General features: G+C 71.7%; 12 protein-coding genes. 4 read left to right on the forward strand and 8 right to left on the reverse strand.

Going from position 1 to position 11,983, the window contains the following annotated elements; genetic code table 11:
* Nucleotides 1-8: 8 nt before the first annotated feature.
* The 4 genes from ACFQSB_RS08000 to ACFQSB_RS08015 all read right to left on the reverse strand — a co-directional run bounded on the left by ACFQSB_RS08000 (nucleotide 9) and on the right by ACFQSB_RS08015 (nucleotide 3,769).
* Nucleotides 9-1,295 carry an RNA polymerase sigma factor gene (locus ACFQSB_RS08000; RefSeq protein ID WP_380825292.1) on the reverse strand — a complete coding sequence of 429 codons (1,287 nt, stop codon included), beginning with the start codon at nucleotides 1,293-1,295 and terminating at the stop codon, nucleotides 9-11.
* The gene (locus ACFQSB_RS08005) at nucleotides 1,292-1,669 is read right to left on the reverse strand and encodes a YciI family protein (protein WP_380825293.1); all 378 of its coding nucleotides are present in this window, start codon (nucleotides 1,667-1,669) and stop codon (nucleotides 1,292-1,294) included. Before ACFQSB_RS08005 ends, ACFQSB_RS08000 begins: the two co-directional genes overlap by 4 nt.
* Before the next feature lie 114 nt (nucleotides 1,670-1,783).
* Complete coding sequence (locus ACFQSB_RS08010) at nucleotides 1,784-3,061, reverse strand: serine hydrolase domain-containing protein (RefSeq protein WP_380825295.1); 1,278 nt, start codon at nucleotides 3,059-3,061, stop codon at nucleotides 1,784-1,786.
* A 240-nt stretch (nucleotides 3,062-3,301) separates the two neighbouring features.
* On the reverse strand, nucleotides 3,302-3,769 hold the full coding sequence (locus ACFQSB_RS08015) for an SgcJ/EcaC family oxidoreductase (RefSeq protein WP_380825296.1): 468 nt from the start codon (nucleotides 3,767-3,769) through the stop codon (nucleotides 3,302-3,304).
* Between the two features lie 248 nt (nucleotides 3,770-4,017).
* On the opposite strand from ACFQSB_RS08015, the gene ACFQSB_RS08020 reads away from it, so the two are divergent.
* Both ACFQSB_RS08020 and ACFQSB_RS08025 read left to right on the forward strand, forming a co-directional pair.
* Nucleotides 4,018-4,677, forward strand: coding sequence for a winged helix-turn-helix transcriptional regulator (locus ACFQSB_RS08020; RefSeq protein WP_380825298.1), 660 nt, complete (start codon nucleotides 4,018-4,020; stop codon nucleotides 4,675-4,677).
* A 54-nt stretch (nucleotides 4,678-4,731) separates the two neighbouring features.
* Nucleotides 4,732-5,307, forward strand: a complete 576-nt coding sequence (locus ACFQSB_RS08025) for a dihydrofolate reductase family protein (protein ID WP_380825299.1) — start codon at nucleotides 4,732-4,734, stop codon at nucleotides 5,305-5,307.
* Here the strand turns inward: ACFQSB_RS08025 and ACFQSB_RS08030 are convergent.
* The 3 genes from ACFQSB_RS08030 to ACFQSB_RS08040 form a co-directional block, all read right to left on the reverse strand.
* The gene (locus ACFQSB_RS08030) at nucleotides 5,260-6,303 is read right to left on the reverse strand and encodes a WxL protein peptidoglycan domain-containing protein (protein WP_380825301.1); all 1,044 of its coding nucleotides are present in this window, start codon (nucleotides 6,301-6,303) and stop codon (nucleotides 5,260-5,262) included. The two genes, ACFQSB_RS08025 and ACFQSB_RS08030, sit on opposite strands and share 48 nt — an antisense overlap.
* 136 nt (nucleotides 6,304-6,439) lie before the next feature.
* Complete coding sequence (locus ACFQSB_RS08035) at nucleotides 6,440-8,020, reverse strand: purple acid phosphatase family protein (RefSeq protein ID WP_380825302.1); 1,581 nt, start codon at nucleotides 8,018-8,020, stop codon at nucleotides 6,440-6,442.
* Nucleotides 8,021-8,191: 171 nt separating this feature from the next.
* A complete protein-coding gene (locus tag ACFQSB_RS08040; RefSeq protein ID WP_380825304.1) occupies nucleotides 8,192-9,403 on the reverse strand; it encodes a HupE/UreJ family protein in 1,212 nt (403 codons plus the stop codon).
* A 174-nt stretch (nucleotides 9,404-9,577) separates the two neighbouring features.
* Here ACFQSB_RS08040 and ACFQSB_RS08045 point away from each other — a divergent pair, with 174 nt between their 5' ends.
* Both ACFQSB_RS08045 and ACFQSB_RS08050 read left to right on the forward strand, forming a co-directional pair.
* Entirely contained in the window at nucleotides 9,578-10,255 is a 678-nt protein-coding gene (locus ACFQSB_RS08045) for a type 1 periplasmic-binding domain-containing protein (protein ID WP_380825305.1), read from the forward strand.
* A gap of 134 nt (nucleotides 10,256-10,389) precedes the next feature.
* Nucleotides 10,390-11,070 (forward strand): class I SAM-dependent methyltransferase, encoded by a 681-nt coding sequence (locus tag ACFQSB_RS08050; RefSeq protein WP_380825306.1) that lies wholly within the window; start codon nucleotides 10,390-10,392, stop codon nucleotides 11,068-11,070.
* A 68-nt stretch (nucleotides 11,071-11,138) separates the two neighbouring features.
* Here the strand turns inward: ACFQSB_RS08050 and ACFQSB_RS08055 are convergent, their stop codons facing one another.
* Entirely contained in the window at nucleotides 11,139-11,831 is a 693-nt protein-coding gene (locus ACFQSB_RS08055; RefSeq protein WP_380825307.1) for an excalibur calcium-binding domain-containing protein, read from the reverse strand.
* Nucleotides 11,832-11,983 lie beyond the last annotated feature (152 nt).

Below are 11,983 nucleotides of genomic sequence, written 5' to 3' on the forward strand. Positions count from 1 at the left end.
CCCCTCCCTCAGCCCGACGTCAGTGTCATCCTGCGCCGTTCGAGTTCGGCCCGTTCCACGGCGTTGCCGGACAGCTCGATCGCCCGCTCGTACGCGCGCGCGGCGCCCGTCCGGTCACCGGCCTGCCTGAGCAGCTCGGCGTGCGCGGCGTGCAACGGCTGGTACTGCGCGAGGGCGGGCTCGTCCAGCAAAGGCCCGAGCAACGCCAGGCCCGCCGCGGCCCCGAAGGCGAACCCGACCGCGGTCGCGTGGTTGACCTCGATGACCGGAGAGGGAGTGAGCCTGCCGAGGGCGCCGTACAACCGCGCGATCTGCGCCCAGTCCGTCGTGTCCTCGCCGGAGGCCTGCATGTGCAGCGCGCTGATCGCCGCCTGGATCTGGTACTCGCCGGGACGCGCGAACCCGGCCGCGCGCTCCAGGGCGCGGAGCCCTTCGCCGATCCGGTCCCGGTCCCACAACGACCGGTCCTGCCGGGGCAGCGCCACGTAGCCGCCGTGCCGGTCGACCCGCGCGGCGCGACGCGCGTCGTGCAGGAGCATCAGCGCCAGCAGCCCCCACGCCTCGGCCTCGCCGGGCATGAGCTCGCACACGAGCCGTCCCAGCCGGATCGCCTCGTCACACAGCTCTCCGCGCACGAGACGGTCGCCCTCGCCGGCGGAGTAGCCCTCGTTGAAGATCAGGTACACGACCCGGAGCACCCCGCGCACGCGTCCGGGCAGTTCGTCGCCGGTGGGCACCCGGTACGGGATGGCGGCGTCGGCGATCTTGCGCTTGGCGCGGACTATGCGCTTGCCCATGGTCGGCTCCGCGACCAGGAACGCGCGGGCGATCTCGCCGGTGGTCAGGCCGCCGAGCGTGCGCAGCGTCAGCGCGACACGGGCCGCCAGGTTCAGGGCCGGATGGCAGCAGGTGAAGATCAGCCGCAGCCGGTCGTCGGTGATCGGGCTCGCTTCGCCCATCGGGGCGTGCTCCTGCTCGTCCAGGCGCAGCAGCGCGGCCAGGCGCTCGGCGCGGTCGGACACCGACCGGTCGCGGCGCAGCCGGTCGATCGCCCGCCGGCGCGCCGTCACCGTGATCCACGCCGCCGGGTTCGCCGGGACCCCGTCACGCCGCCACGTGGCGAGCGCGGCGGCGAACGCGTCCTGCACGGCGTCCTCGGCGATCTGGAAGTCGCCGGCGTACCTGATCAGGGTGGCCAGCACCGCCGCCCGGTCATCGCGGAACACCCGCACGACCGCCGCCCCGGCCGGGTCGCCGGTCCCTGGTTCCAGGTGGCTCGGTTCTGTCGTGTTCACGATGCCGGTTCTGGACCGTGGGCCGAGATCTCGGCCGTGGTCATGATCGGACGCACCTCCACCGAACCGTGGCGCGCGATCGGCATGCGCGCCGCATGGCGCAGCGCCTCGTCCAGGTCGGCGCACCTGAGGACGTAGTAGCCCGCCAGGACCTCCTTGGTCACCGCGAACGGACCGTCGGTCAGCTCCACCTCGCCGTCACGGACGCGGACGGTCGTCGCGGCGGCCACCGGGTGCAGCGGCGCGTTCGCGACGAGCAGCCCGGCCTTCCTGAGGCTCTCGGTCACCTCCAGCCACACCGGCATCTCCGCGAACCTCTCCTCCTGCCGGTCCTCGTCCTCCGGCGCGTAGAGCAACACCATGTAGTCCGGCATGTGGCCTCCTCACTCCGTTCACCGGCTTTCGCCGCCGTCACCACTACAACGAGGCGGGCCCCCCCGACGAGGTGGTCCCCGCCGGGGCGCCCGCCGCGGCTGGTCAGGCGAGGGTCACAGGCCGTAGGCCGGGAACAGGTTCGTGGCCGGCCAGGAGGTGACCGCGTCGGCTGCCTGGTGCAACGGGTAGTCGATGTCATCGGTGTAGTTCCGCTGCAGGGCGTCGTTCCACCGATTGAACAGCACGACCCAGCTCAGCCCGTCGTACCGCCGGACCATGAGGGTGGAGGTGCCGGGATACGCCCCGTCGTGCCAGGTGTTCAGGGCGCCGCCGACGGGGCGGACGGACCAGCCCATGCCGTAGTACGAGCCGTCCCAGTCGATGGCGGGCGGGGCGAACACCTGCGTGATCGACGACGAGGTGAGCAGGCCGGGAGCGTCGAAGATCGTGGTGAACTTCGCCATGTCGACGGCCGAGGAGAGCCAGGCGCCGTGCGCGGCCATGTTCTCCAGGTTGAACCCCCCGTAGGGCATCGGCACCTGAGCCCCGGAGTTGTCCAGCACGGTCGTCGCGGAAGCCATCTCCGAGTAGTAGGGGAGCTCCGAGGACCGTCGCAGGCTCTGGGCCGTGCGGCCCTGCGCCATGCGGGTGATCTTCACCGGGGCGAGCACGTTCTGCTGGACGTAGGTCGCGTACGGCAGGCCGGTGACCTTCTCGACGACCTTGCCGAGCAGCATGTACCCGTAGTTGGAGTAGGCGTACCTGTCTCCGGGCTCGAAGTCGAGCGTGTACCTGGAGGTGTAGTCCATGATGTTCGCCTGCGTCACCGGCAGCGGCACGTGGAGTTGGCCGCTGATGGCGAAGTCCCACCGGTACATCGGGTCGAACGACACCGACCGGTCCCAGCCGCCGAGGTGCTGCAGCAGGTGCAGCACGGTGACCTCACCGAGCCGGGAGTCGGCGGCCGTGCTGAGCCCGAGCATCGGCGCCACCTTGGCCGACAGGCTGAGCCTGCCGTCCTGGACGAGCTTCATGATCGCGGTGGCCGTGACCGGCTTGCTCACGCTGGCCAGGCGGAACAACGACGTCGGCTGGGCCAGGACCGGGCCCGACGTGGAGTTGTATCCCCGCGCGAGCACCAGCCTGCCCTGCCGCACCACGGCGAGCGAGGCATAGGAGATGCTCTGCGCCTCCATGAAGCTTCTCAGCAGGTCGTCGAAGGGCTGTAACGACGGCGAACTCGAGCCGGTGACCGTCCAGGTGGGTGGAGCGCCGGCCGCGACGGCCAGGCGGGCGGGCAGTGCGGCGGCCGCCGCCTGCCGGGCGGGCAGTGCGGCGGCTCCCACGACGGCCCCCGCGAGCAGACGCAGCGAATCCCTGCGAGTCAGCATGAATCGTTCCCCGTTCTCTGGTCAGATGACATGGCGGACGACATGAAGAGCCACGACGCGGCTCTGGTGTGACACCACATCGGGTCCTTTCGATCGTGAGTAGCGGTCCTGTTCGATGGTTCGCGGGAGGAGGGCGGCCTGCGGGACGAGGCGACACCGGCCGGCCGGTCCGAGAACGCCGGCGAGCGCGGGGTTCTCCTCGCACCGCGGTGGTCCGTGACGGGCGGACCCGAGGGGTGATCAGGCCGCGGGAGAGCTGTGGTACGCCTCGACGAGCCAGCGGTCGTCGCGCCGCGAGAGCGTCCAGGTCGCCAGTTCCCACCGGTCGGCCGGAGGCTCGGCCTCGCCAGCGAACACGGTGGCACTTCGCGTGAGGACGATGACGGCGTGGTCACCGGGAGAGCCCGCGGGCCCGAGGGTACGGATGCCGCGCACCTGGTGGATGCGCTGCGAGTGCTTCAGCGGCCCGGCGAACGCGTCCCCCATACGGGCCCGGATGTCGGCCCTGCCGCTCAGGTGCACTCCGGGCAGCACCACCGTGGCGTCCTCGGCGTAACCGTCGGCGAACGCGTTCGCGTCGCCGCCCGCCCACGCCGCCATCGTCGCCTCGAAGGCCGCGAGCAGTTCGGGCTCATCGGGGTGCGACGCCAGGACGTCGTCCGCCGTCTCCGTCTCCGTCTCCGTCTTCGCGTGCGGATCGTCGCTCATCTTGGTTCCTCCACCGCAGATCCGTGGCCGCCGTGCGGCGGCCCCGCTCTACCGACGCGGCACCCCCGCCGGTTTGGACAGGGGGCCGCGGATGGAACCCACTCCGGAGGTCCGGCGCGCCTTCACTTCCCTGGTGAACCCGGACGAGGCCTGGTTCTCGTGCAGCTCATGGACCCCGACGCTCGGGAGCGACTCCTAATAGATAAGCAAAGGTCCTAAAATAGGAGTTATCTGCTAGCCTGGCGGGCATGAGCGGCAGGCGGAGCTATGGAGATGCGTGCGGCGTGGCGCGCGGCCTCGACGTCATCGGTGACCGATGGGCACTGCTGGTGGTGCGCGACCTCCTCCTCGGTCCCAAACGCTTCAACGACCTGCTGGCCGGCCTGCCCGGCGTGAGCCCGAACGTTCTCACCCAGCGGCTGGCCGACCTGACCGACCACGGCGTCGTCCGGCGCCGCGACCTCGGGGCGCCGGCCCGTGTGCACCTCTACGAGCTGACCGAGTGGGGCCGCGAGCTGGAACCGGTGCTCCTCGGGCTCGGACGCTGGGGAAGCAGGGCGCCCTCCCCGCCCGACCGCGAGCTCGGCCGCGACTCCCTGCTGCTCGGCGTCAAGGCCCGCTTCGACGCCGCGCGCGCCGACGAGCTGCGCGGCACCTACGAACTGCGCGTCGCCCCCGAGACCTACGCCGTGGAGGTCACCGAGGGGTCCATCGAGATCAGCCGCGGCGACGCCGGGCGGCCGGACGCGACGCTCACCACCGACCTCGACACCCTGCGCGCCGTCCTCGCCGGCCGGCGCACACCGGCGGACGCCGTCCGCTCCGGCGACCTCCACCTCGACGGCGACCCGCGGGCGGCGCGCAACCTGACCGACCTGCTCCAGGCGCCGGCCTCGCCGCCGGCCTGAGACACCCCTGGCACACCGAGAGAACGGACGGACATGGGCCGCCTCATCCTCCACATGCAGACCTCCATCGACGGATGCGTCGACAGCCACGTCCCCGGCTCCACCTGGAACCTGTGGGACTGGGGTCCGGACTGGCCATGGAGCCCCGACCTCAGGAAGCGCTTCAACGACCTCCTCGACTCCGTCTCCGGCATCGTCCTGAGCCGGCCGATGGTCTCCGAGGGGTACCTCGACCACTGGAAGCGAACCGCCGACCAGCACCCCGGCGACCCCGACCACCGGTTCGCGCACCGCATCGGCGAGCTGCCGAAGTTCGTCATCACCGAGCACGGCACCGCCTCGGCCTGGCCGAACACCACGGTCGTCACCGGGCCGCTCGCCGAGTCCACGCGCCAGGCCAAGGCCGCCGCCACCGGCGACCTGGTGTGCTTCGGCGGCGCCGGCTTCGCCCGCGCGCTGTTGCGCCACGACCTCGTCGACGACCTGCTGCTCGCCGTCAACCCCGGCGTCGCCGGCGACGGTCCCCGCATCTTCGACGCCTCGATGGCCCACGACTCCTACGAGCTGGCCGAGGCCTTCCCGTCAGCCTGCGGAATCCTGCTGGTCCACTGGGCGAAGCGCCGCCGCTGACCCGGTCCGCGCGGGCCGCGTCCGGCGCCGGCGGCGGATGGCCAGAGCGGCGACGGTGAGGCCGCACACGACGATGAGGACGAGCAGGAGCAGCGTCCAGGGGATGGTCCAGGCGTCGGCCGTGGTCTGGACGACGGCGAGCGGGGCGACCGAGTTGGCGGCGTCGGTGAGCAGCGGGGTGAGGGCGACCGTCCCCGTCAAGCGCAGCGCGGGGGTCACCCCGCGCACCGGAACCGAGACCTTCCAGGTGTCGCCCGGGAGCAACTGGGGCGAGTCGCCGATCTGCCCGGCGCGGACGCCGAAGCGTCCGAAGGGTCCCGACAGGGACACCGCCTGCCGGGCGGCGAGGATGGCGTTGCCGGTGTTGCGGACCGTGTAGGTGACGGTGGCCTCGCCCTTCCCGAACGGATCGGGCGTGCCCGAGTAGCGCACCCGCAGGTCCTCCGCCGACAGGCCCGGCTTGAGCGCGCCGCCGACGCGCAGGCGGATGCGGATGCCGAGACGCCCGTCCCCCTCGCCGGCCCCGGCCGGTGCGGTGACGATGCCGCCCATGTACTCGCCGGGGGCGGCGTCGTCCGGCAGGGCGACCGTGAAGGGCACCTCCGCCGACCCGCCGGGCGCGACCGTCACGTCCGGACGGTCCGCGTGGACCCACGCGCCCACCTTCGTCGAGGTCGCGTCCTTGGCGGCCAGGTCGAGCCGTCCGCCTTCGGCGGTGAAGGCGTCGGCTGCGTACACGGCGAGGTGCAGCGGCGTGGCGCCGTGGTTGACGATCACGAGGCCGTCCTGGAGCCGGCCGCCCGGGTCGAGGGTGTAACGGTAGTTCTCCCGGCCGGAGCCGAAGTCGCCGGCGGCCGTGCCGACCGTCCAGGAGGCGTCGCCGTCCGCCGCCGCGGCGGGCCCGGCCCCCGTGCCGAGCAGGCCGAGCACGGCGAGCAGCACCACGACGGTGGCCCGGGCGAGGGCTGGGGTCGTACACGGTCTGGGCGGGCGCATCTGGTGATCCTCGAACGGTCGGGAACGGCGGGTGGAACGCGTGCGGTGGGACGGGCGCCCGAAGACGCCCGCCCCACCAGGGGGAACGGGGGCGGGCCGGTTCAGCGTGAGCGTCCCCGGCATCGCTCCCGGCCGGTTACTTCAGCCAGGCGGCCTCGGTCGCGACGGGCTTGGTGTCCTCGCCCTTGCCACCGTGGCCGTTGCCGTGGTCGTCACCGTGGCCGTTGCCGTGGTGGTCGTCGCTGTAGGGGCGGATGACCACCTTGTCGACGGCGGAGCCGACCGGCTGCGCGGGGCCCGCGCCGCTGTTCGGGCCGCACCAGGACTCCTGGCCCAGCTCGACCGCGGCGTTGGGGGCGGCGCAGGTGCCGCTGCGCAGGTTCTCGACGACCAGCCGGTCGCCGCGGACCTGCACCTTGACGTAGGTGCGGACGTGCTCCTGGTTCTCGACCGAGTTGGCCCAGTGGCTCTTGGGGTTGAGCGGGTCGGGGCCGTAGTTCGGGTCCTTGGCGGTGTTCGGAGCGGTGAGGTCGTAGTACTTGGAACCCGAAGCGGAGTTCGCCGTCACGTAGATGACCCCGCCCGGACCCTGCGCCACCTCGGCGGCGCCGGGCTGCTCGGCCTTGTTCGCCTTCTGGCCGTTCTTGATCACGTAGCTGCGCGAGTAGCTGTGGTCGTGGCCCTGCAGGACCAGGTCGACGCCCAGGTTGGAGAAGGCGGTCGGGAAGTCCTGGCGACGCAGCTGGTTGTCGGCGTCGTTGGCGTGGCTGGCCGGGGAGTAGATCGAGTGGTGGTACACGAGCACCGTGTACTTGGCCTCGCCGCCGTGCTCCTTGACGACCTTGGAGACGTAGCTGATGTGCGCGGCGTCGGAGCCGGTGGCGTAGGCGTTGCTGTTGAGGTCGATGAACAGCACGCCCTTGTAGACGTACCAGTAGTCACCGCCGGACCGGGTGGCCGCGTCACCGTTGTAGTACGGCGCCGAACGGTCGGTGTTGGGCGTCCAGAAGTGCTGCTCGTAGGCCTTGCCGCCCACGTCGTGGTTGCCGATGGTGGCGGCCCACGGGTACTGGCGCAGCTTGTCGGGCGCGAGGAAGGCGTCCCACTGCGTCTCGGTGTTGGCGCTCTCGACCTGGTCGCCGCCGGAGACCAGCAGCTCGGACCTGGGGTTGGCGGCGAGGGCGACGTTCACGGTGTCCGCCCAGCCGGCGCCGTCCTTGGCGGTGTCGCCGGACGAGCCGATCTGCGGGTCGCCGAAGAACAGGAAGTCGAAGTCGCCCTTGAAGTCGCGCGTCTTGAACGAGTAGGCCGGGGACCAGTTGCCCTCGGTGCCCACGCGGTAGGAGTAGGCGGTGTTCTTCTTCAGGCCGTCGATCGTGGCGTGCGCGTTGTAGCCGCCGTTGACGACGTTCGCGGTGACCGTCGCCGGGAAGGTGGTGGTGTGCTTGGGGAACTCGCCGTGGCGCACCTGCTTGGTCGGCGCGACCTGGACCACCTGCGCGGTGCCGGCCGAGGAGTACCAGGACACGACGCGCTGCGACTCGTCGGCGCCCACGCCGAGGATGATTCCGGTGGTCGTCGCGCCGGCGGTGGCGTGGACCGCGGCCGTCAGGCCACCGCCCAGCACCGCGCTGACGCCCATGACCGCCGCCGTGGCGCCGAGGGCGAGCCGGCGTCGGACGACCCCGGGGCCCTGTGCCCGGTTTTCGAGCTTCATCAGGTTTCCGTCCATTTGAGGGTGTTTTGGAGCTTTGTCACGGTTTCCGACGTCGGTGTCCTCAAGGTGAACATGAGACAGGCGTACTGTTGCGCGCGCCGGAAGTTGTGATGCGATCTCAGATTCCGAGATCACGCATGCGCTCTCAGATGCGAGATCACGCATGCGATCTCAGATGCCGAGAACACGCTGCGCGAACCACACCAGGCCCATCACCGACACGCCCGCCGCGACCGCTCCCGTCGTCCACAGACCCGCGACCGGACGGCGGCGGCGCAGCAGCGCGAGCAGCGGGAAGACGGCGATGATGATCGCCAGCTGGACGACCTCGATGCCCACGTTGAACACCAGCAGCGACCACAGGAGCGTCCACGAGAAGGCCTGGTCGATGCCCAGGGCCGCGGCGAAGCCCAGCCCGTGCACCAGGCCGAAGCAGAAGACCACCGCCAGGCGCGTCCAGCCCGCGGTGTCCAACCCGAAGTGACCGCGCCCGGTGGGCACGAGGTCGGTGGCGTGTGACCGGCGCCGCCAGATCCGCCACAGATGCCAGCCCGCGACGACCGCGATCGACAGCGCGATGACGGGCTCGACGAACGACGCCGGCAGCCGCACCAGGCCGAGAGCGGCCAGGATGAAGGTCACGGAGTGGGCGAGGGTGAAGGTCGTCGCCGCGAGCACGATCTCGCGCAGGCGGCGCGACCCCGCGATGAGCGCCAGCAGGAACAGGATGTGGTCCAGCCCGGTGAGCAGGTGCTCGGCCCCGAGCCGGAAGAACTCCCAGAAGCGCTCGGCCCATGACTGGTGCGTGGAGAACGACGGATGTTTGGAATCGAGCGCGGCGCTCCCCGACGTCAGGTCCAGGCCGTAGGTGACCACCGTCTTGCTGTCGCGCACGTAGCTCTCGGAGTCCGGGAACAGCCCGCTGCGCACCTCGTGCGACTCGGCGGCCTCCGGGCATCGGTAGTCGAGCACCAGCACCGCGTACGGGACGCCCTCGCGTTGCTCGATCGTGTACCCGCCGTCCTGGGACGGGGCGCACGCCTCCCCCTCGGCCGTGACGCCGAAGCGCCCGGTCACGTACGCGAGCACGGAGGCGGCATGGGCGTCGAGCGCGGCGCCCTGCCGCGCCGCGTCGCCGGCCTCGAACGCCGCGGTCCCCGCCCGGAAGAGCGGATCATCCTTCTGCGCGTCGGCGGCGGAGACGACGAGCAGGTCGTACTCCAGCCCGAGCCGGGCGCGGACGTGCCCGGTGCCGGGCGAGGTGAGGTCGACGTAGACGGTCGAGCTGAATCCATGGGCGAGAGCGGGTACGGCGCTGAGCAGGACGGCCACGATCACCGCGGCGACGACGGCACAGGCACGACGCCGGGTGGCGCGGAACATGTGACTCCTTTTCGGTTGGCGAACGCAATCTGCTCGGCCGACATGAACGAGCGGCGGCGCACCTGGAAACGGGTCAAGAACCACGTCTTACCGAAATATCGCCCATAGTGGATGAGGGCTCGCAATGAGGTAGGAAGTAGACGCACCTCCCGTCACGCCCGAAGGACGACCCCCATGCGCTCTCGACGTCTGCCCGCCGGAATGCTGGCCGTGGCGGTCGCGACCGCCGCCCTGCTGGCCGGCGGATGCGGCTCCGAGGACGACTGGTCCCGGCCGCACGCCAGGCCGAGCGCGATGGGCGCCCTCGGCCCCGGATTCCTCGACCGGTCCGCGCCGCCCGCCCCGGAGGCGACGATCACCCCGCGCCCCGGCTCGTGGGACGGGACCCGTCCGTCGGAGGGTTACCGAGTGGTGCTGCTCACCGCGGGGACCGACCCCCAGACCAGGACGCTGGTGAACGCCGTGACGCAGTGGGCCGAGCAGGAGCGCGTCAGCCTCAAGACCGTCACGGCCACCCGGCCCGACCAGTACATCGCCCGCATCAGCGAGGCGATCCGCCTGAAGCCCGACCTGGTCGTCAGCGCCGGCAACGACCTGGTCGACCCGCTGGCCATGGTCACCCCCAACCACCTCGACCAGCGGTTCCTCGTGATCGGCGCCGAACTCGCCGAGCCCACCGCCAACGTCACCGCCGCCGACTGGACCGGAGCGTCCTTCCGCGGCGAGGGACTCGGCATGTCCTCGGAGTACGACCCCGCCACCTTCACCCCCGACCGCGCCGCCCGCGCCCTGCGCGCCGGCGTCGCCGCCGTACTCAACGGCCTGACCGGCATCGTCATCTGGCTCGACTGACCATCGCCGGGGTGGCCGGTGAACCTGTCCGACCCGCCCCTGGCCCTCACGCGATCGGCGAGGAGCCCGTCGCCGTCCGCGTCGACATGACGGACATCCGGCTGCTCGCCAGATCTGCACTACCGTGTCGGACCATGAACGGGGACGGCTGGCTGGCGGACACCCGCGCTTCCTACGACACGGTCGCGGTCGGCTACGCCGACCACATCCGCGACCATCTGGCCGGTGAACCGTACCTGCGCGCCTGTCTGGCGGCGTTCGCCGACCTGGTCGGCACCGCCGGAGGCGGGCCGGTGGCGGACGTGGGCTGCGGACCGGGTCACATCACCGCCCACCTGAACGAGCTGGGCGTCGACGCATTCGGCATCGACCTCTCACCCGGGATGATCGAAGTGGCCCGGCGCGACCACCCCGGCCTGCGGTTCGAGGTGGGCTCGATGACCGATCTCGACCTGCCCGACGCCGCGGTCACCGGCCTGCTCGCGTTCTGGTCGCTGATCCACGTCCCCGACGACGCGGTCCCCGCGGTTCTGCGCCACTTCCGGCGGGTGGTGCGTCCCGGCGGGCCGCTGATGCTCGGCTTCCACGTCGGCGACGAGACGCGGCTGAAGACACATGGCTACGGCGGCCATCCGATGAAGGTCCACGTGCACCGCCGCCGACCCGGCCTCGTCGCGCGGTGGCTGGGCGAGGCCGGGTTCACGGTGCGGACGCAGATGCTCCTCGACCTCGACCAGGAGGTCCCGGGCGCAATCCTCTTCGCGCGGCGCGCGTCCGGCTCAGGCCCTGAACGGCCGCACGCGGCCGCCCCCTGAGGTCACAGGCCTGCGTCTCCCACCCTGGTCATCGTGCCGAGTCCCGGGAAGGCGCGCTCGAGCATGTGTCAGCGTTCGCAGACGATGCCGTCGCCGTCGCGGTCCTGGTACCAGTGGTACTCCGGGTCCTTGTCGCGGTAGTACGGGCCGTAGCCGTTGCGGTTGGCCTCGGCGCAGGTCCTGAAGCGCGGGTCGTTCCCGGACGGCGGGGGCGGCGGCTCGGAGGTGGGCTTGGGGGTGGGTTTGGGGCTGGGCTTGGGGGTGGCCTGCGGGCCGCCGTCGCACCGGCCCGACCAGATGCGCAGACGGGCGGCCCTGGCCGCGGCCTGGTCCTCGCGCAACGGCGTGATGTACCTGGCGTTGGCCCCCATCTGGCCCGCCTTGGCGTACCCGTAGCGGACCAGGTTGCGGTTCACGAACGTCCCCGCGGTGTTCCACGCGTAGAACAGGTACCGGCCGGCGGAGTCGCGCGCCGTCTTGTCCTTGAGCAGGCGGACGGTCGTCCTCGGGGCGAGCAGGGCCGCGGTGTGCGCGGTCGCGGCCGCCGCCCAGCACTGACCCTTGTTGGGCGCGTTGACGTCCAGCAGGCGCACCCGCAGTGTCCTGCCCTTGTAGACCACGTCCACGGTGTCGCCGTCGACCACCGCCTTCACCTTGGCGGCCAGGGCCCCGCGCGGCGCGGCGGCCGCGGCGGCGGGCAGAGAGGGGACGACCAGGCCGCCGGACACCAGGGCCCCGGCGAGTAGGAGGCGGGCGCGCAAGATGGCTCCTTGTGTGAGTGAAGTGACTCAGGAGAGACGGGGCGCGAAGAGCCCCGGTTGTCCGCGTGTCCCGATCCGGCCACGCCACTTCGTCGCACCTTGCCACGCGAGTCCGGCAACCCCGCCAGAGCCGGCCATGCGGGTTCGTTAAG

It is taken from the genome of Sphaerisporangium rhizosphaerae, assembly GCF_042665155.1.
Classification (GTDB): Bacteria; Actinomycetota; Actinomycetes; order Streptosporangiales; family Streptosporangiaceae; genus Sphaerisporangium; species Sphaerisporangium rhizosphaerae.